Annotated in this window: 21 protein-coding genes; 20 read left to right on the forward strand and 1 reads right to left on the reverse strand. The window is 63.8% G+C overall.

Features of this window, described 5'->3' with window-relative positions:
* The first annotated feature begins 433 nt into the window (after positions 1 to 433).
* The 6 genes from K6T56_09690 to K6T56_09715 all read left to right on the forward strand — a co-directional run bounded on the left by K6T56_09690 (position 434) and on the right by K6T56_09715 (position 5,509).
* A complete protein-coding gene (locus tag K6T56_09690) occupies positions 434 to 886 on the forward strand; it encodes a DUF2244 domain-containing protein (protein ID MCL6556619.1) in 453 nt (150 codons plus the stop codon).
* Positions 887 to 908: 22 nt separating this feature from the next.
* The gene (gene coxB / locus K6T56_09695) at positions 909 to 2,042 is read left to right on the forward strand and encodes a cytochrome c oxidase subunit II (GenBank protein ID MCL6556620.1); all 1,134 of its coding nucleotides are present in this window, start codon (positions 909 to 911) and stop codon (positions 2,040 to 2,042) included.
* A 17-nt stretch (positions 2,043 to 2,059) separates the two neighbouring features.
* Positions 2,060 to 3,634, forward strand: a complete 1,575-nt coding sequence (gene ctaD, locus K6T56_09700) for a cytochrome c oxidase subunit I (GenBank protein MCL6556621.1) — start codon at positions 2,060 to 2,062, stop codon at positions 3,632 to 3,634.
* A gap of 140 nt (positions 3,635 to 3,774) precedes the next feature.
* Positions 3,775 to 4,338, forward strand: coding sequence for a cytochrome c oxidase assembly protein (locus tag K6T56_09705; GenBank protein MCL6556622.1), 564 nt, complete (start codon positions 3,775 to 3,777; stop codon positions 4,336 to 4,338).
* Positions 4,335 to 4,538 (forward strand): DUF2970 domain-containing protein, encoded by a 204-nt coding sequence (locus K6T56_09710; GenBank protein MCL6556623.1) that lies wholly within the window; start codon positions 4,335 to 4,337, stop codon positions 4,536 to 4,538. The genes K6T56_09705 and K6T56_09710 overlap by 4 nt, the downstream gene beginning before the upstream one ends.
* 80 nt (positions 4,539 to 4,618) lie before the next feature.
* On the forward strand, positions 4,619 to 5,509 hold the full coding sequence (locus K6T56_09715) for a cytochrome c oxidase subunit 3 (GenBank protein ID MCL6556624.1): 891 nt from the start codon (positions 4,619 to 4,621) through the stop codon (positions 5,507 to 5,509).
* Positions 5,510 to 5,629: 120 nt separating this feature from the next.
* Here K6T56_09715 and K6T56_09720 read toward each other — a convergent pair whose 3' ends face one another.
* Positions 5,630 to 5,839: a twin transmembrane helix small protein gene (locus K6T56_09720; protein MCL6556625.1), complete on the reverse strand. Its 210-nt coding sequence runs from the start codon at positions 5,837 to 5,839 to the stop codon at positions 5,630 to 5,632.
* A gap of 118 nt (positions 5,840 to 5,957) precedes the next feature.
* Between K6T56_09720 and K6T56_09725 the strand changes: the two genes are divergently transcribed.
* The 14 genes from K6T56_09725 to ccoP all read left to right on the forward strand — a co-directional run bounded on the left by K6T56_09725 (position 5,958) and on the right by ccoP (position 17,457).
* On the forward strand, positions 5,958 to 6,674 hold the full coding sequence (locus tag K6T56_09725; protein ID MCL6556626.1) for an SURF1 family protein: 717 nt from the start codon (positions 5,958 to 5,960) through the stop codon (positions 6,672 to 6,674).
* A complete protein-coding gene (locus K6T56_09730; protein MCL6556627.1) occupies positions 6,640 to 7,218 on the forward strand; it encodes a cytochrome C oxidase subunit I in 579 nt (192 codons plus the stop codon). The genes K6T56_09725 and K6T56_09730 overlap by 35 nt, the downstream gene beginning before the upstream one ends.
* A gap of 10 nt (positions 7,219 to 7,228) precedes the next feature.
* Entirely contained in the window at positions 7,229 to 8,320 is a 1,092-nt protein-coding gene (locus K6T56_09735) for a COX15/CtaA family protein (GenBank protein MCL6556628.1), read from the forward strand.
* A gap of 17 nt (positions 8,321 to 8,337) precedes the next feature.
* The gene (gene cyoE / locus K6T56_09740; protein ID MCL6556629.1) at positions 8,338 to 9,246 is read left to right on the forward strand and encodes a heme o synthase; all 909 of its coding nucleotides are present in this window, start codon (positions 8,338 to 8,340) and stop codon (positions 9,244 to 9,246) included.
* A 64-nt stretch (positions 9,247 to 9,310) separates the two neighbouring features.
* Positions 9,311 to 9,790, forward strand: coding sequence for an Rrf2 family transcriptional regulator (locus K6T56_09745; protein MCL6556630.1), 480 nt, complete (start codon positions 9,311 to 9,313; stop codon positions 9,788 to 9,790).
* Between the two features lie 18 nt (positions 9,791 to 9,808).
* On the forward strand, positions 9,809 to 10,948 hold the full coding sequence (locus tag K6T56_09750) for an MlaE family lipid ABC transporter permease subunit (protein ID MCL6556631.1): 1,140 nt from the start codon (positions 9,809 to 9,811) through the stop codon (positions 10,946 to 10,948).
* Position 10,949: 1 nt separating this feature from the next.
* The gene (locus K6T56_09755) at positions 10,950 to 11,720 is read left to right on the forward strand and encodes an ATP-binding cassette domain-containing protein (GenBank protein MCL6556632.1); all 771 of its coding nucleotides are present in this window, start codon (positions 10,950 to 10,952) and stop codon (positions 11,718 to 11,720) included.
* Between the two features lie 8 nt (positions 11,721 to 11,728).
* The gene (locus K6T56_09760) at positions 11,729 to 12,634 is read left to right on the forward strand and encodes an MlaD family protein (GenBank protein ID MCL6556633.1); all 906 of its coding nucleotides are present in this window, start codon (positions 11,729 to 11,731) and stop codon (positions 12,632 to 12,634) included.
* Position 12,635: 1 nt separating this feature from the next.
* Positions 12,636 to 13,256 carry an ABC-type transport auxiliary lipoprotein family protein gene (locus K6T56_09765; protein ID MCL6556634.1) on the forward strand — a complete coding sequence of 207 codons (621 nt, stop codon included), beginning with the start codon at positions 12,636 to 12,638 and terminating at the stop codon, positions 13,254 to 13,256.
* Between the two features lie 66 nt (positions 13,257 to 13,322).
* Positions 13,323 to 13,910, forward strand: coding sequence for an SCO family protein (locus K6T56_09770; protein MCL6556635.1), 588 nt, complete (start codon positions 13,323 to 13,325; stop codon positions 13,908 to 13,910).
* Positions 13,911 to 14,054: 144 nt separating this feature from the next.
* On the forward strand, positions 14,055 to 15,512 hold the full coding sequence (gene ccoN / locus K6T56_09775) for a cytochrome-c oxidase, cbb3-type subunit I (protein ID MCL6556636.1): 1,458 nt from the start codon (positions 14,055 to 14,057) through the stop codon (positions 15,510 to 15,512).
* A 23-nt stretch (positions 15,513 to 15,535) separates the two neighbouring features.
* Entirely contained in the window at positions 15,536 to 16,282 is a 747-nt protein-coding gene (gene ccoO, locus K6T56_09780) for a cytochrome-c oxidase, cbb3-type subunit II (protein ID MCL6556637.1), read from the forward strand.
* A 9-nt stretch (positions 16,283 to 16,291) separates the two neighbouring features.
* Entirely contained in the window at positions 16,292 to 16,540 is a 249-nt protein-coding gene (locus K6T56_09785) for a cbb3-type cytochrome c oxidase subunit 3 (protein ID MCL6556638.1), read from the forward strand.
* Positions 16,537 to 17,457 (forward strand): cytochrome-c oxidase, cbb3-type subunit III, encoded by a 921-nt coding sequence (ccoP, locus tag K6T56_09790; GenBank protein MCL6556639.1) that lies wholly within the window; start codon positions 16,537 to 16,539, stop codon positions 17,455 to 17,457. The genes K6T56_09785 and ccoP overlap by 4 nt, the downstream gene beginning before the upstream one ends.
* The last annotated feature ends 43 nt before the right edge of the window (positions 17,458 to 17,500 follow it).

Raw genomic sequence — 17,500 nt, forward strand, 5'->3', positions numbered from 1 at the left:
TGGGCTCGTCGCCCGTGCGCGAATCTGCTCGAAACCCGGCTCGCCATCATCGCGCGCCCTAATGACAAATCTGGGTTTAAGCGCCGCTTGGGGGAGGGGTGAAATCAGTCCTTTGCCATCCTCTGCGAGAGGGGGGCTGCGTTTCCGCTGGCGCCGGTGACGGCCCATGACGGCCAGGGGTGGGCCTTCCCGCGCCGGCTTTGGGCGGTTTTGGCCTCGCCGGGTGCGGATCTCCCGGGCGGATAGAAACGTCCCATGCGATAAGCATTTCATTATATCGTGAAGTATGAATGTTAAGTCGTTCATCCAAAAAGGGTTTTTGCGCGTTTCCCCCTTGCGGCATTTTGTCGCGGCGTGCTAAGGTAGCGCCCAAAACAAAGACGGTGGCAAAAAACCGTCGCGGGCCCAACGACCAAGAAGGCAGCCGCCAAGGATGGAAGGCACACAGCTTGCAACCGGCGCAGATCGCACCGTTCTGGTGCGGCCCAACTGCTCTCTCTCCCCCCTTGGTCGCCGGTGTTTCCTCTTTCTCATCGCGGGTGTCACTTTCGCCGTCGCGGCGGGTTTCGCCTGGTTCGGCGCCTGGCCGGTGCTGCCCTTTGCGGGCCTCGAGGTCGGCGTGCTCGCCTGGGCCTTCCGCGAGGTGGAGCGCCACGCCGACGACTACGAAAAGATCAGCTTCTTGGGCGACCGTGTCCTGGTGGAACGGCGGGACGGCGGGCGCGTTTTCCGCCATCAGTTCAACCGTCACTGGGCCAGGCTCCTGCCGGATGGCGGCGCGCTGAAGCTGCGCTCCCATGGCCGGGAGGTGGAGCTGGGTCGCCGGCTTGCGCCAGAGGTGCGGCAAAGCCTGCTCGTGGAACTGCGAAAACATTTCAACAACTGACGATAACCTGAGGGGGAAGGCAATGACGAGGAAGTCTCGGGGTCTGGCGGTGCGCCTTTTTACCGCATTCATGACCTTAAGCGCCGCGGCGGCGGCTTGGGCGGCCGAATCCAAATACAACCTGCCCACGCCGCAAAGCCAGGTGGCAAGGGAGATCTACGACCTGCACCTGCTCATCCTGTGGGTGTGTGTGGGCATCTTCATCGTGGTCTTCGGCGCCATGTTCTATTCCCTCTGGAAACACCGCAAAGCGGCGGGCCACCAGGCTGCCCACTTCCATGAGAACACCAAGCTGGAGGTGGTGTGGACCATCATTCCCTTCATCATCCTGGTGGGCATGGCCATTCCCTCCACGAAGACGGTGCTCAACATGCGGGATGCCAGCAGCCCCGACATGACCATCAAGGTGACCGGCTACCAGTGGAAGTGGGAGTATGAATATCCCGTCGAGGGCATCCGTTTCCTTTCCACCCTGGCCACACCCCGGGAGCAGATCACCAATCAGGCGGCGAAGGGTGAGCACTATCTCCTCGAAGTGGACAATCCCATGGTGGTGCCGGTGGGCAAGAAAGTGCGGCTGCTCCTCACCGCCAACGACGTCATCCATTCCTGGTGGGTGCCCGCCTTCGGTATCAAGCAGGATGCGATCCCGGGCTACATCAAGGATGCCTGGTTCAAGGCGGAAAACACCGGCATCTATCGCGGGGTGTGCGCCGAGCTTTGCGGCAAGGACCATGGCTTCATGCCCATCGTGGTCGAGGTGAAGACCCAGGAGGAATACGACAAATGGGTGATGGCGCAGAAAGCGGCCAAGGCGGCGGCGGTGGCCGATGCCAACAAGACCTATAGCCTGGACGAACTCAAGGCAGCAGGGGAGAAGGTGTACAAGACCCACTGCGCCGCTTGTCACCAGGCCGATGGCAAGGGGCTGCCCCCGACCTTCCCTGCGCTTGCCGGGTCCAAAATCGCCACGGGTGACAAGGCCGCCCACATCGATATCGTCATGAACGGCAAGGCCAACACCGCCATGGCTGCCTTCGGCAAACAACTTTCAGACGTGGAGCTTGCCGCCGTCATCACCTACGAGCGCAATGCCTTCGGCAATGCCACGGGTGATGTGGTGCAGCCCGCCGAGATCAAGGCTTTGCGCAAATAATCCGAGGAGGTCGAGAAATGGAAGCGACGTACGCACACGAACACGGCCATGCCCATCCCAGCGGCATCATGCGCTGGATCACCACCACCAATCACAAGGACATTGGCACCCTCTACCTGTGGTTCTCCTTCATCATGCTGCTGGTGGGCGGCGTCATGGCCCTCCTGATCCGCGCCGAGCTGTTCCAGCCTGGGCTGCAGGTGGTGGAACCGGAGGTATTCAACGCCCTGACCAGCCTGCACGGCCTCATCATGGTGTTCGGTGCCATCATGCCGGCCTTCGTCGGCTTCGCTAACTGGCAGGTGCCGATGATGATCGGCGCCCCCGATATGGCCTTTCCCCGGATGAACAACTGGTCCTTCTGGCTGCTGCCGGTGGCGGCGATCCTGCTCATCGCCCAGTGGTTCGTGCCGGGCGGGCCCTTTGCCGGCGGCTGGACCATGTATGCGCCGCTGTTCCTGCAGGGCGGGGTGTCCTACGACATGACCATCTTCGCCGTGCACATCCTCGGCATCTCCTCGATCATGGGCGCCATCAACATCATCACCACCATCCTCAACATGCGCGCCCCGGGTATGACCCTGATGAAGATGCCCCTTTTCGTGTGGACCTGGCTCATCACCGCCTATCTCCTCATCGCGGTGATGCCGGTGCTCGCTGGTGCGGTGACCATGCTGCTCACCGACCGCCATTTCGGCACCCACTTCTTCAACGCCGCGGGCGGCGGTGATCCGGTCCTGTTCCAGCACATCTTCTGGTTCTTCGGGCATCCGGAGGTGTACATCATGATCCTGCCGGCCTTCGGTATCATCTCCCAGGTCGTGCCGGCGTTTGCGCGCAAGCCCCTTTTCGGCTATGCCTCCATGGTGTATGCCACGGCTTCCATCGCCATCCTCTCCTTCATCGTCTGGGCGCACCACATGTTCACCGTCGGTATGCCCACCTCGGCGCAGCTCTTCTTCATGTACGCGACGATGCTGATTGCCGTGCCCACCGGCGTGAAGGTCTTCAATTGGGTGGCGACCATGTGGCGGGGTTCCATGACCTTCGAAACGCCCATGCTGTTCGCCGTGGGCTTCATCGCCCTGTTCACCATCGGCGGCTTCTCCGGTCTGGTCTGCGCCATCACGCCGGTGGACATTCAGGTGCAGGATACCTATTACGTGGTGGCCCATTTCCACTATGTCTTGGTGTCAGGCGCGCTGTTTGCCATCTTCGCCGGGGTCTATTTCTGGCTGCCCAAGTGGACCGGACACATGTATGACGAGAAGCTTGGCAAGCTCCACTTCTGGCTGTCCGTCATTTTCTTCAATGTGACCTTCTTCCCCATGCACTTCCTGGGGCTGGCCGGCATGCAGCGTCGTGTGCCGGATTACGCCCTGCAGTTTGCGGACTGGAACATGGTGGCGAGCATCGGGGCCTTCGGCTTCGGCCTGTCCCAGTTGATCTTCCTGGCGGTGGTGCTGAAGGCGATCAAGGGCGGGGTGAAGGCGGAGGCCAAGCCCTGGGAGGGGGCAGACACCCTGGAGTGGACCCATCTGCCTTCGCCGCCTCCGTACCACTCCTTCGAAACGCCGCCCGTCCTTAAATGAAGGGCTGAGGCAATGGGCGAGGGGCCAGGCCCCTCGCCGGGAAAGGGCAACCATGCAACCGGGCGAGAGGGGCAAGTACATCACGGCATTCATCCTGGCGGGTGTCGTGGTGCTCATTTATCTCTGGACCATCCATGCCTATGGCTGACGCGATGAGGGACGCCCGCGCACAGAACAAGACCACACTCATCCGGCTCATCGTGATCACGGTGGTCATGTTCGGCTTCGGCTTCATGCTGGTGCCCTTCTACAAAAAAATTTGCGAGGTGACGGGCATCGACCGGCAGCGTGTGGCGGTGAGTAATACCCAGGTGGACCCAAGCCGCCGTGTCACCATCGAATTCGACTCCAATGTGGGGAGCGGCTTGCCGTGGCGTTTCGAACCCCTCACCCCCCGCGTCACGGTGCATCCGGGGGAAATGAAACAGGTTGTCTTCCGCGTGGTGAACACCAGCAACCGCCCGGTGGTGGGACAGGCGGTGCCCGCCTACGCGCCGCCGCGGGCGGCGGGCTATTTCAAAAAAATCGAGTGCTTCTGCTTCAGCGAGCAGACGCTCAAACCCGGCGAGGAGCGGTTGATGCCGGTGCAGTTCGTGGTGCAGAACGATCTGCCAGAGGATGTGCACACCATCACCCTTTCCTACACCTTCTATGAGCGTGCCCCGCAGACGGCGGCGGCAGCCGGCAGCGGGGGCGGCGCGTGAACTCCCCGCGCACGCCGTGGCTGAAGGCGGCCAAGGCTGTGTTCTGGAGTTTTCTCGGCGTGCGGCGGCGCCAGGATTACGACGCCGACGCGGCGGGGCTTACACCGGGCCAGGTGATCGTCATGGGTCTGATCGGCGCCGCCCTGTTCGTGGCGCTGCTCCTGGGTGTGGTGTGGCTGGTGACCCATCTGGTCGCCTGAGGCAGGACAGGGGAAGCGTCGCGGGGAGTCTGGTTTCGAAGCGAATGCTGTGCCAATAATCCAAACGAGGAGGAACAAACATGAGTGAGCATCAAGGGGGAGGCTATTATCTGCCCCAGCCTTCGGGCTGGCCCATCGTCGGTTCGGTGGCGTTGCTGTTGTTCGCATCCGGCATGGTGCTGTGGGCGAACCGGCTGCCGGGAAGCTGGCTGGTGCTGGCGGGACTGGCGGTGCTCTTCTACATGATGTTCGGCTGGTTCGGCCGCGTCATCGATGAGTCCGAGGGGGGCAAATACAACGATCAGGTGGACCGTTCCTTCCGTTGGGGCATGACCTGGTTCATCTTCTCCGAGGTCATGTTCTTCGCCGCCTTCTTCGGCGCCCTCTTTTATCTGCGGGTGCTCGCCGTGCCATGGTTGGGTTCCGGGGAAACGGGGCAGATGCTGTGGCCGGGCTATACGCCCAGCTGGCCCACCGCCGGCCCCCTGGGTCCCACCCTGGCGGGGGTGAACCAGGCGGTGCCGCCCGGTTCCAACCAGTTTTCCAGCATGGGGGCGTGGGGGATTCCGGCCCTGAACACCCTGATCCTGCTGACCTCGGGGCTGACGGTGACCATTGCCCACTGGGGACTGAAAAAAAACAACCGCACCCAGCTCACCGTCTGGCTGTTCCTCACCATCTGCCTGGGCGCCTTGTTCCTTGGCCTGCAGGCTTATGAATACGTGCACGCCTATACGGAAATGGGGCTCACCCTCGGTGCCGGTGCCTATGGCGCCACCTTCTTCATGCTCACCGGTTTCCACGGGCTGCACGTGACCATCGGCACCATCATGCTCATCGTCATCTGGCTGCGGGCGCTGAAAGGCCATTTCACGCCGGAAAGACACTTCGCCTTCGAGGCGGTGTCGTGGTACTGGCACTTCGTGGACGTCGTCTGGCTGCTGCTCTTCGTCTTCGTTTACGCCCTGTGACGGCCAGGTTCGGCTGGACATAACTAGAACGACAAGGAGAAAGGGGACTCTGGCGCCGCAGTTCACCGCGGCGCCATTTTTGTTTCCTTGCCCGGCGGCGGGCACCGCAGGGTCCCGTCCTCAGGGTTTGGGGGGCAGCACGCCGAAATAGAAGCCCGCCATGAGCAACGCAAACAGGGTGATGGACACCCCGATGCGCACGCTCAAGGCCTTCACCGTCCGTTCTGTGCTACCTTTGTCCTTCAGCAGGAAGGCGAGGGCGGAAAAGAGGCTGGCGACGATGACGAGCAGAAACAGAACCACCAGGCTGCGATAGACGATGACGGACATGAACGACTCCCGATTCTGGGCGCGAGGGGGGAGGGAAGACAAAGCACGGGGATGCCCCCTTCCTTCTTGGGCCCGGCCGACCAAAGCAGGAGTTTAGATCAAGCTTTACGCCCCCGCCATGGCTGATCGATCCCGTTCGCTGCTCTGGCCCACCGTGGCGGCAGTCGTGCTCCTTGTCGTCACCATTGCGGCGGGCAAGTGGCAGCTGGACCGCGCCCAATACAAACGGGCGCTGCAGGCCAAAATCGATGCCGCGCTGGCAGCGCCCCCAGTTCTGCTCGATGGACGCCCCATTGCGCCCGAGGCGGTGGAGGGCCGTCGCGTGCGGGTGAAGGGACGTTTCGATGCCAACCACGGGATTTTTCTCGACAATCGCAGTTGGCAGGGGCGCCCGGCGTATGGGGTGCTCACCCCCCTTCTCATCGACGGTGCCGGCACGGCTGTCCTGATCGATCGTGGGCTTCTCCCCCGCGATTGGAAGACCACGTCATTGCCGGCGGTGCCCGTACCGCCGGCGCCGGTGGAAATCGAAGGGGTGGCGATGCAGCCACCGGGGAAATATCTGGAATTGTCGCGGCAGCAGGTGCAGGGCAGGCTCTGGCAGAACCTGGACCTGCCCCGCTATGCGGCGCAACTGCCTTACCCCCTGCTGCCCATCGTGGTGACCCAGCTCAACGATACCGGCGATGGCCTCCATCGGCATTGGGTGCGGCCGGATGCGGGGGTAGAAAAACATCTGGGTTATGCCTTTCAGTGGTTCGCCATGGCGGCGACCATCGTGGTGATTTACGGAGTGATGTATGCGCGACACCGCAGGGCAGCCAAACCGCACTAAGCTTCTCCTGGTGTTTGCCGTCTTCCTGGCGCCGGTGGCGGCGGCCTATCTCTTCTATTACGTCTGGCCGCCGCGGGGGGGCGTGACCAACTACGGCGAACTCATCGAGCCGGTGACGCTCCCCGCCGAGCTGCCCCTTTTTACCGCTGCCGGCGAGCCGTTTCCCCTGGGCAGGTTGCGGGGTAAATGGCTTCTCCTCTACCCCGCTCCTGCTGCCTGCGATGAAGTGTGTGCGCGGCGGCTGGACGGCCTGCGCCGGGTGCGTCTTGCCCAGGCAGGGGAGCAGGATCGCGTCCGGGTGATCTGGCTTCTGACCGACGCCAGTGCCGTGGCGCCCACCGCGCCGGGCTTTCCCGGCCTCATGATCCTGCGTGATGCCCGCGGGGAGCTCGTGGCGCGCCTGCCCGTCAAGGGGGGGTTGAGCGGCCATTTCTACATTGTCGATCCCCTGGGCAATGTGATGATGCGCTACGACCTCGACCCGGATCTCAAGCGCATGGCCAAGGATCTCACCCGGCTCCTCAAAGCCTCCCGAATCGGGTGATGGCGTGGGGATGAGCCCCGAAAGCCTGTTCCTCCTCGCCCTGTTCGGCCTCCTCGTGGCCCTGCCGGTGCTGGTCTATGTGGGCCGCCGGGGCGGTGATCCCTTGCCGCGGCTTGCCTGGGTCACCGCCTTTCTGGCGCTGGATCTCATCATGTTCGGCGCCTTCACCCGGCTCACCGATTCCGGCCTGGGGTGCCCGGACTGGCCCGGCTGCTACGGTCACTCCAATCCCCTTTCCGCGGGGGAGCACATCCGCGCCGCGGAAACGGCGATGCCCACCGGGCCGGTGACCCGGGTCAAGGCATGGATCGAGATGCTGCACCGCTATTTCGCCATGGGGGTGGGCGTGCTCATCATCGTGCTCATGGTGGGGGCCTGGCGGCGCCACCACCGTCAACCCCACCATTCGCCGTGGCTTGCCACGGTGATTTTTCTCGCCGTGTGTATCCAGGGGGCATTCGGGGCCTTCACCGTCACCTTGAAGCTGCAGCCCTTGATCGTCACCCTGCATCTTCTGGGCGGCATGACCCTTTTGGCGCTGCTTACCTGGCTTGCGCTGCGGGACAGTCCCCCGCCTGCGGCGAACGCACCCGTCAAGCTTCATGCCCGCCTGGCCCTGGGGGTGCTTTTTCTCCAGATCGCCCTGGGTGGCTGGGTGAGCACCAATTATGCGGTGCTCGCCTGTCCGGATTTTCCCCTCTGCCATGGTCAGTGGTGGCCGGCGGGAATGGATTTCCGCCATGCCTTCACCCTCTGGCGCCCCCTGGGGCAGACGGCGGAAGGTAATCTCATTCCCTTCGCTTCCCTCGTGGCCATCCATTGGGTGCATCGCAGTTTTGCCTATGGGGTGCTGCTGGTGTTGGGCAGCCTCGCCGTGCGTGCCTGGCGGCAGGCGGGGCTCAGCCGCTGGGCCAGGATTCTCGCCGCCCTCCTGGTGTTGCAGTTTTTCACCGGTCTTTCCAATGTGCTCCTGGCCTGGCCGCTGCCCCTTGCCCTGCTCCACAACGGCGGGGCCGCCGCGCTGGTCATGGTGCTGGTGGTGATAAACTTCGTCTTGAGCGAAACAGCCAGGCAGGCGCGCAACGCCGTGTCTGCCCCATGAACAACGGGGAGAGGAGCATGGCCACACTCGGCATCAACCAGGTGGCGTGTCGCTGTCAGCAGTTTTTTGCCCTGTGCAAGCCACGGGTGGTGGCGCTCATCGTCTTCACCGCGGTGATCGGCATGTTCCTCGCGGTGCCGGGCATGGTGCCTCTGCGCATTCTCCTCGCGGGCACCGTGGGCATTGCTCTGGTGGCGGGGGCGGCGGCGGCCTTCAACTGCCTCATCGAACAGAAGGTGGATGCCATCATGGCGCGCACGCGGGCGCGGCCTCTGCCCCGCGGCGAGGTGACGCCCCTGCAGACGCTGGTCTTCGCCGGCACGGTGGGGGGGCTTGGCCTGTTCATCCTCAATACCTACGTCAATGCGCTGACCATGTGGCTGACGCTGGCCACCTTCGTTGGCTATGCGGTGATCTACACCGTGGTGCTCAAGCCCCTGACGCCCCAGAACATCGTCATCGGCGGCGCCTCCGGGGCGATGCCGCCGGTGCTGGGCTGGGCGGCGGCCACTGGCGAAGTGAGCGCCGATGCGCTGCTCCTCTTCCTCATCATCTTCGCCTGGACGCCGCCCCATTTCTGGGCCCTGGCCTTGTACCGGCGCGACGAATACGCCAAGGCGGGCATGCCCATGTTGCCGGTGACCCATGGGGAAGCCTTCACCCGCCTGCACGTGCTGCTCTACACGTTCATTCTCACCGCCTGCACCCTGCTGCCCGTGGCCACGGGCATGAGCGGCCTCATCTATCTCGCCGGCGCCCTCGTCCTCGACGGGATCTTTCTCTGGCTGGGCTTCCGCCTCTACCGCGCCTACAGCGATGCCTTGGCCCGCCGGACCTTCGCCTATTCCATCCTCTACCTCGCCCTGTTGTTCGCCTTCCTGCTGGTGGACCACCACTGGCATCTGCCCCTTGCGCACCTCGCTTGAAGTCGGGGGTGCGCGGCCGTCATATTTAGGATAAACTTCTCCCCATAGACGTTTATCGACGGCCATGATTCTCTCCCGCACCAGCCAGTACGCGATCCAGGCGCTGATCTTCATCGCCACCCAACCCAAGGGCCAGCCCGTGCTTAACCGGGAGATCGCCAGCCATCTCAACGTGCCGCCGGCTTATCTGGCGAAGATCATGCAAAGTCTCTGCAAGGGCAACTTGTTGTATTCCTTTCGTGGCCGTCTGGGGGGGTTTTGTCTGCGCGAAGGTGCGGAAAAGACCGACCTCATGCAGGTGCTGGCCATCACCGAAGGTCCCGGCTTTGCCCAGGACTGCGTGCTGGGCCTCAAAGTCTGCTCCGACGCCACGGCTTGCCCCATGCACGCCAAGTGGCAACCCATCAAGAAAAAAGTCATCGCCCTCCTTCAGGAGCAGACCCTGGAGAAACTGGCCCGGGCGGTGCAGACCGGCAAGTATCGTCTGGCCGATCTCCCCGGCGGTGTGCTTTCCCCCCAGCGCGTGGAGCGCGAGCCCGCTTGAGGGTAAGCGGCCCGGCGCATGCGCACCGACGCGAGCCTTTCCGCTACGCAAGCCGAAATCCTGAGCGGAGCTGACCGGCTCGACTGCCGGGGAGCCTGGACGCTGACGGGCATCGGCGGGCTGCACAGGCGCCTCGACGAGCTTCCCTGGCCTGCCTCGCGAGCGGTGAGTGTCCACTGTGCAGGGATCACGGCCCTCGATACCGCCGGGGCGTGGCTTTTGGCCGAGCTGGCCCGCCGCATCGAGAGCCGGGGCGGAGAGGTGCGTTTCCTCGGTCTATCGGCCGAGCATGAGATTCTTTTGCGCCTGGTGCGAAGCCGCGCGGCGAAACCTCTGCCACCGGCGCCACCTGCGCCGGGGGTGTTGGCCCGGCTGGGTATGGAGGTGGTGGCGCACCTTGCCGAGGCGAGGGGGATGCTGGCTTTCCTAGGCGAGGCAACGGTCACGCTGCTTAAGGGACTGCTTCATCCTGCGCGCTGGCGGGGGCGACATCTCATGCATCACCTCCAGCACACCGGCCTCGATGCCTTACCCATCCTAGGCCTCCTTTCCTTTCTCGTGGGGACGGTGATCGCCTACCAGGCGGCGAGCCAGCTTGCCCGTTACGGCGCGAATATCTTCGTCGTCGATCTCATCGCCCATTCCCTCCTGCGGGAACTGGCGCCGATGCTGGTGGCCGTCGTCGTCGCCGGCCGCTCCGGTTCCGCCTTCGCCGCACAAATCGGCACCATGAAGGTGGCCGAGGAAATCGATGCGCTGCGCACCCTGGGCGTCTCACCCCAGGAGATGCTGGTGTTGCCGCGCATGCTGGCGCTCTTGGTGGTCATGCCGCTGCTGACGGTTTATGCGGAGGTGCTGGGCGTGCTGGGGGGGTTCATCATCGCCTGGAGCCAACTGGGTGTGGATGCGATGAGCTTTCTCGACCGTTTCGACGACACCATTCGCCTTTCCACCTTCCTTTTCGGCATCGGCAAGGCGCCGGTCTTTGCCGTCATCATCGCCCTCGTCGGCTGCTATCAGGGCTTTTCCGCTAGCGGCAGCGCGGACAGCGTGGGCAGGCACACGACGCGTTCGGTGGTGCAGGCCATTTTCCTCGTCATCATCGTCGATGCCATTTTCTCGGTGCTGGCGAGTGTGACCCGCCTGGGGTTCCGTTGACATGAAAAGTGATTTCGCCGTCGAGGTGGAAGGGGTGGTGACCCATCTGGGTGGCGCCCGCATCCATGATGGCATCGAGTTTGCGGTGCGCCCCGGTGAAGTGTTCGCCATTGCCGGTCCCAGCGGTTGTGGCAAGTCCACGCTGCTCAAGGAAATGGTCATGCTGCTCACCCCCGACGCAGGGCGCATCCGCGTTCTGGGGCAGGACCTCGCCCGCCTGACGGAGGCCGAAGCGCAGTCCCTGCGCCGGCGCTGGGGCGTGATGTTCCAGGGCGGCGCCCTTTTCTCCGGTCTGACCGTCCTGGAAAACGTGGAATTGCCGCTGCGGGAACACACCAAGCTGACGGCGGCGGAAATCCGCGAGCTCGCCCGCATCAAGATCGCCCTTGCCGACCTGCCGCAAGACAGCGCGCACAAATATCCCCGGGAGCTGTCGGGTGGCCTGCGCAAGCGGGCCGCACTCGCCCGCGCCATCAGCCTCGACCCGGAGCTTCTCTTTCTCGATGAGCCCTCGGCGGGTCTCGATCCCGTCGCCGCCAGTGCCTTGGATGAGCTCATCCTTGGCTTGAAGGAGTCGCTGAAACTCACCATCATTGTGGTCACCCACGATCTGGATCTGCTCTGGCGTGTCACCGACCGGGTGGCCATCCTGGGCGAAGGGCGCGTCGTGGGGATCGGCAGCATGGCGCAACTTTCCCGCTCGGCGCATCCCCAGGTGCGGGAATATTTCCACGGGCCGCGGGGGCGGATTGTCCGCCCGGCTGGCGGCTAGTTGAGGTCATGGAATCCCGTTTCAGCTACACCCTGGTGGGCCTTTTCGTCGTGGTCTTGGCAGCGGTGGCGATCGGCATCGCCTTCTGGCTCTATGCCGGCGGGCCGGAGGCATACCGCCAGCGCCTCTATTACGCCTACTTCGACGAATCCGTGGCGGGCCTCAACGTGAATGCGCCGGTGCGCTTCAAGGGGGTGGTCGTCGGCCGGGTGGTGGAAGTGGGTCTCGCGCCCGATGGTTCTGGTCGGGTGCGGCTTGCCCTGTCGGTGGAGGAGAAGGCCCCCATCCGCGCCGACACCGTGGCCACGCTGCGCATGCAGGGGCTCACCGGCCTGGTGCAGGTGGAGCTGTCCGGCGGCTCACCGGCGAGTCCCCCCCTGTTGCCGCCGCCGGGGGAGAAGGTGCCGGTCATTCCCACGCGGCCCTCCCTCGTCAGCCGCCTGGATACCGCGGTCACCACGGTGCTTGCCAATCTCAACCGCAGCGCGGAGAACCTCAACGCTCTGACCGATGAGGAGACCCGGCGCAGCCTGCGGGCGATCCTCGCCAATGTGGAGACCAGCACCCGGCTGCTTGCCCAGCAACTGCCCCTGGTGGACACCACCCTGCGCAACACGGCGCAGGCGAGCCACGAGGTGAGCCGGCTCGCCCACCGGCTGCAGGAGACTGCCGGCACGGTGGACCGCCTGGCGGAGGAAATCGCCCGTGCCGGCCGCGCCACCACGGGCGCGGCGGGGCAAGTGGAGACGCAACTGGCGCAAGTGGGGGCGCAGACCCTTCCCGAACTCAATGCTCTCCTCATGGACATGCGGGAGTTGGCGGCCACCCTGCGCCGGGCGGGCGAACGCCTGGAGCGGGAACCCGCTGGGCTGCTTTGGGGACGGCCCGGACCCCCTCCAGGACCAGGGGAATAGGATGCGGGATAAAACACACTCCTTTGCGCTTTGGCGGCTTGTGCCTGCTTGTCTGCTGCTCCCCCTTTTCCTGACGGGCTGTTTCGGCCCGCCGCGGGCGGAGGAGGTGAAGACCTACCTGCTGGATGCCAACTTCCCACCCGCGGCGGTGCGCAGGGGCGTGGTCCTGCTGGTGGCACCCCCTCGTGCCAGCCCCGGTTACGATACTGCCGCCATGGTCTATGGGCGGGGGCCGCAGGAGCTCAACCATTTTGCCCGTCATCGCTGGGCGGATGCGCCCGCCCGCATGCTCGCCCCCCTCATCGTGCAGGCCCTTGAGGGAAGCGGCGGTTTTGCCGCCGTGGTGACCCCGCCCACGGCCGCCCGCGCGGGTCTGCGCCTGGATACCGAAGTCGTGCGCCTGCGTCAGGATTTCGGCCGCCTGCCGAGCCGCGTGGAGTTCGTCCTGCGCGCCCAGCTCACCGACCTGGCCTCGGGCGGGGTGGTGGCCTCGCGCACCTTTTCGGCAACCGTGGAAAGCGAACGGGACACGCCGGAGGCCGGGGCGCTGGCCGCCAACCGCGCCGTGAAGACGGTGCTTGATGAGCTTGCCGCGTGGGCGGCGCAGAGCATCTCCCCGTGATGCCGGCGGGGGTGACAGGGGCGGCCAAAATCCGGATAATGCGCTCCCATTTCTGCGTTCGCTGCCATGGCTGCCTTGCTTCGCCTCTTCTGCGCCACCCTCCTCTTCACGCTTGCGGCGTGTGGAGGCAAGCCTGCCCCCTTCCAGGGCACCGACATCACTGGCGCCGACTGGGGCCGGGATTTCCACCTCACGGACCATACGGGCCAACCCCGCAGCCTGGCCGATTTCCGCGGCAAGGTGGTGGTGCTCTTCTTTGGCTACACCCACTGTCCCGACGTGTGTCCCACCACCCTGGGGGAAATGGCGCAGGTCATGAAACGGCTCGGCCCCGAGGCGGAACGGGTGCAGGTGCTGTTCGTCACCCTGGACCCCCAGCGCGATACCCCGCTGCTGCTCGCCCAGTACGTGCCGGCCTTTGATCCCCGTTTCCTCGGCCTTTACGGGGACGAGGCCGCCATCCGCAAAACTGCTGCCGATTTCAAGGTCTTCTACCAGAAGCAGGCGGGGACAGGGGAAAAGAGCTATACCTTGGATCACAGCGCGAACACCTATGTGTTCGACCCCCAGGGGCGGTTGCGCCTCCTCTTCGGCTACGGTGCGGACGTGGAGCAAATCGTCCACGATATCAAGCTCTTGCTGGCGGGGGCGTAAGGGCGCGGGGCGGCCGCCCCCGGCGGGCTTGCCGGAGAAAAGCAGTTCAGAATATACTTATCAGTTAATTTCGTTCGAAAAGGGCGCCAGCCGGCGTGATCCTTGTGGGGCTCACCTCGGTTCGCAAGCAATCGGAGAAAAACCATGGCGATCGCAGTGACAGAAAAGGAGCAGTACAACTTCGACGTCGTCCGCAAGTTTGCGGTGATGTCCCTGGTGTGGGGTGTGGTGGGCATGCTGGCCGGCGTGTATATCGCCTCCGAGCTTGCCTGGCCCTTTCTCAATTTCGACATTCCCTACATCACCTTCGGTCGTCTGCGGCCGGTGCATACCAGCGGCGTGATTTTCGGCTTCGGCGGCTCCGCCCTGTTCGCCACCTCCTATTACGTGGTGCAGCGCACCTGCCAGACCCGGCTCATTTCCGATGCGCTCGCCAACTTCACTTTCTGGGGCTGGCAGGCGGTGATCGTGCTGGCCGCCGTCTCCTATGTGCTGGGCTATTCGCAAGGCCGTGAATATGCCGAGATGGAGTGGCCCATTGATCTGCTCATCGAAGTGGTGTGGATTGCCTATGCCATCGTCTTCATCGGCACCATCATGCGGCGCAAGCAGCCCCACATCTATGTTGCCAACTGGTTCTATATCGCCTTCATTCTGGCCACCGCGCTGCTGCACACCTTCAACAACCTGGCGGTGCCGGTGAGCCTGTTCTCCATGAAATCCTACAGCCTGTTTGCCGGCGCGCAGGATGCCATGACCCAATGGTGGTACGGCCACAATGCGGTGGGTTTCTTCCTCACCGCGGCCTTCCTCGGCATGATGTACTACTTCGTGCCCAAGCAGGCAGGGCGGCCCATTTATTCCTACCGCCTCTCCATCGTCCATTTCTGGGCGCTGTCCTTCCTCTACATGTGGGTGGGCACGCATCACCTGCACTGGACCGCGATTCCGGACTGGACCTCCACCCTGGCGGCGACTTTCTCCATCATGCTGCTTCTGCCCTCGTGGGGGGGCATGATCAACGGCATCATGACCCTCTCGGGTGCCTGGGACAAACTGCGCACCGACCCCATCATCCGTTTCATGGCAGTGGCGCTCTCCTTCTACGGCATGTCCACCTTCGAGGGTCCGATGATGTCCCTCAAGAGCGTGAACGCGCTTTCCCATTACACCGACTGGACCGTGGGCCATGTGCATTCGGGTGCCCTGGGATGGGTCGCGATGATCACCTTCGGCTCCCTCTATCACATGATGCCCAAGCTGTGGAACACCAAGCTCTACAGCCTCAAGCTCGTCTACTGGCATTTCTGGCTGGCCACCATCGGCGTGCTGCTCTACATCACTGCCATGTGGGCCTCCGGCATCGGGCAGGGCCTGATGTGGCGCACCTTCGATGACTTCGGCAACCTCAAATACTCGTTCATCGAGACCGTGATTGCCATGCATCCGGCCTACGTCATGCGGGCCGTAGGGGGCATGGTGTTCCTCTCCGGGGTGCTCCTGATGGCCTACAACATCTACATGACCATCCGTCAGGGCCAGCGTGAAGCCGCCGAGCTGGAAGCCAAACTGGCCGCCAAACTGGCCCGGGCCGGCGCCTGATTGCGGGCAGGAAGGATACCGACATGAACTTCAGCTTCAAGCACGAGTGGATCGAAACCAACGTCGGCGTGATGCTGGTGCTGACCATGATCGTCATCAGCATCGGCGGGCTGGTGGAAATCGCGCCCCTGTTCCTGGTGAAGAGCACGGTGGAGCAGGTGGAGGGGGTCCGTCCCTACACCCCGCTGGAGGCACGGGGCCGGGATATCTACATCCGCGAGGGTTGCTATACCTGCCATTCGCAGATGATCCGGCCCTTCCGTGACGAGGCGCTGCGCTACGGCCATTATTCCCTGGCGGCGGAGTCCCAGTACGATCACCCCTTCCAGTGGGGTTCCAAGCGCACCGGCCCGGATCTGGCGCGGGTGGGCAAAAAATACTCCAACGAGTGGCACGTCGCCCATCTGAAGGACCCCAGCGCCATGGTGCCCGGCTCGGTGATGCCCCGCTATCCGTGGCTTGCCACCACCGTGCTGGATACCTCCGACGTGGTGGATCGTCTCAAGGCCCTGCGGGCGGTCGGGGTGCCCTATTCCCTCACCCAGGCGGAGTATGAGCGCAACGTCAAGCAGTTCGGCGAAGCCATCGCCCGCCAGCTTCACATTCCGGACGCCAAGGAGAACCTCATCCGCCAGGCCACCGAGGGCAATTACGACGGTGATCCTTCCACGGTCACCGAGATGGACGCCTTGGTGGCTTATCTCCAGGTGTTGGGCACCATGGTGGATTTCAGCAAATACGACGACGATTACTTCGTCAAATTCCGCTAGGCGGGGCCAATGCTCGAATGGCTTTCCCATCCGGAGAACAGCAAGCCGCTCGGGCTGTTGATTTTCTTCGTCACCTTCCTGGGCATCCTCTGGTTCGTCTTCGGCAACAGGCAGCGCGGCCAGAAGCTGGAATCCTACAAGGACATCCCCTTCCTCGATGAGGAAGAGCAAGCACCGGGTGTCCACCCCGGCGCCGCCAAGGCCGGGGATGGCGAAGGGGGGGCAAGGACTGGCAGTGATATGAAAGGCAAGTCATGAGCAAGGAAAGATTGCAGTCGCATACCGTGCAGACCACCGGGCATGCCTGGGATGGGGACCTGCAGGAATACAATAACCCGCTGCCCCGCTGGTGGGTATGGGCCTTCTATCTCACCATCCTCTTCGCCGTTGTCTATTGGGTGCTCTATCCCGCCTGGCCGCTGGGTAAGGGCTACACCACGGGGGTAGCCAAGGTGACCTATGTCAACGCCAAAGGCGAGACCGTCACCACCCACTGGAACACCCGCGCCGAACTGATGGCCGAGATGAACGAGGCGGCGAAGGCGCAGAAACCCTATTACGACCGCATCGCCGCCCTGCCCCTGGAGCAGATCGCCAAGGACCCGGAGCTCAATAGCTTCGTGATCTCCGCCGGCAAGCAATTGTTCGGGGACAACTGCGCCGCCTGCCATCAGGCCGGTGGCCAGGGTGTGGTGGGCCACTTCCCCAATCTCACCGATGATGACTGGCTGTACGGGGGCACGCTGGAGAGAATCCACGAAACCCTCCTCTACGGTCGTCGCGGCTTCATGCCCGCCTTTGGCACGGTGCTCACCGGCGAGCAGATCGAGGCCCTTGCCCACTACGTGCTTTCCCTGTCCGGGGAGAAGGCCGATGCCGCCAAGGCGCAGGCGGGCAATGCGCTCTTCCATTCCATGGATGCCATGTGCTTCTACTGCCACGGCGACGATGGCAAGGGACGCCAGGAAGTGGGTTCCGCCAATCTCACCGACAAAATCTGGCTGTGGGCCAACGTGCCCGCCGCCGATACGCCAGAGAAAAAGGTGGAAGCGGTGAAGACCGTCATCCGTCAGGGCCTCAACAAGGGGGTGATGCCGGCCTGGAAGGATCGTCTCAAGCCCGAGCAGATCAAGCTCCTTGCCGTCTACGTGCACGAATTGGGCGGCGGCAAGTAAGCAGGCGGCCAGGGTGCCCGCGGCCAGCTTCTTCATGGTCCGC

Source organism: Burkholderiales bacterium (assembly GCA_023511995.1).
Classification (GTDB): domain Bacteria; phylum Pseudomonadota; class Gammaproteobacteria; order Burkholderiales; family Thiobacteraceae; genus Thiobacter.

Bases quoted from the DNA above. Each gene is read 5' to 3' on its own strand.
- K6T56_09745 (MCL6556630.1), top strand. From the start codon at position 9,311: ATGATTCTCTCCCGCACCAGCCAGTACGCGATCCAGGCGCTGATCTTC.
- ctaD (MCL6556621.1), top strand. From the start codon at position 2,060: ATGGAAGCGACGTACGCACACGAACACGGCCATGCCCATCCCAGCGGC.
- K6T56_09720 (MCL6556625.1), bottom strand. From the start codon at position 5,839: ATGTCCGTCATCGTCTATCGCAGCCTGGTGGTTCTGTTTCTGCTCGTC.
- K6T56_09760 (MCL6556633.1), top strand. From the start codon at position 11,729: ATGGAATCCCGTTTCAGCTACACCCTGGTGGGCCTTTTCGTCGTGGTC.
- K6T56_09755 (MCL6556632.1), top strand. From the start codon at position 10,950: ATGAAAAGTGATTTCGCCGTCGAGGTGGAAGGGGTGGTGACCCATCTG.
- K6T56_09725 (MCL6556626.1), top strand. From the start codon at position 5,958: ATGGCTGATCGATCCCGTTCGCTGCTCTGGCCCACCGTGGCGGCAGTC.
- ccoP (MCL6556639.1), top strand. From the start codon at position 16,537: ATGAGCAAGGAAAGATTGCAGTCGCATACCGTGCAGACCACCGGGCAT.
- K6T56_09750 (MCL6556631.1), top strand. From the start codon at position 9,809: ATGCGCACCGACGCGAGCCTTTCCGCTACGCAAGCCGAAATCCTGAGC.
- coxB (MCL6556620.1), top strand. From the start codon at position 909: ATGACGAGGAAGTCTCGGGGTCTGGCGGTGCGCCTTTTTACCGCATTC.
- K6T56_09735 (MCL6556628.1), top strand. From the start codon at position 7,229: ATGAGCCCCGAAAGCCTGTTCCTCCTCGCCCTGTTCGGCCTCCTCGTG.
- K6T56_09770 (MCL6556635.1), top strand. From the start codon at position 13,323: ATGGCTGCCTTGCTTCGCCTCTTCTGCGCCACCCTCCTCTTCACGCTT.
- K6T56_09705 (MCL6556622.1), top strand. From the start codon at position 3,775: ATGGCTGACGCGATGAGGGACGCCCGCGCACAGAACAAGACCACACTC.
- ccoO (MCL6556637.1), top strand. From the start codon at position 15,536: ATGAACTTCAGCTTCAAGCACGAGTGGATCGAAACCAACGTCGGCGTG.
- K6T56_09690 (MCL6556619.1), top strand. From the start codon at position 434: ATGGAAGGCACACAGCTTGCAACCGGCGCAGATCGCACCGTTCTGGTG.
- cyoE (MCL6556629.1), top strand. From the start codon at position 8,338: ATGGCCACACTCGGCATCAACCAGGTGGCGTGTCGCTGTCAGCAGTTT.
- K6T56_09715 (MCL6556624.1), top strand. From the start codon at position 4,619: ATGAGTGAGCATCAAGGGGGAGGCTATTATCTGCCCCAGCCTTCGGGC.
- K6T56_09730 (MCL6556627.1), top strand. From the start codon at position 6,640: ATGCGCGACACCGCAGGGCAGCCAAACCGCACTAAGCTTCTCCTGGTG.
- K6T56_09765 (MCL6556634.1), top strand. From the start codon at position 12,636: ATGCGGGATAAAACACACTCCTTTGCGCTTTGGCGGCTTGTGCCTGCT.
- K6T56_09785 (MCL6556638.1), top strand. From the start codon at position 16,292: ATGCTCGAATGGCTTTCCCATCCGGAGAACAGCAAGCCGCTCGGGCTG.
- ccoN (MCL6556636.1), top strand. From the start codon at position 14,055: ATGGCGATCGCAGTGACAGAAAAGGAGCAGTACAACTTCGACGTCGTC.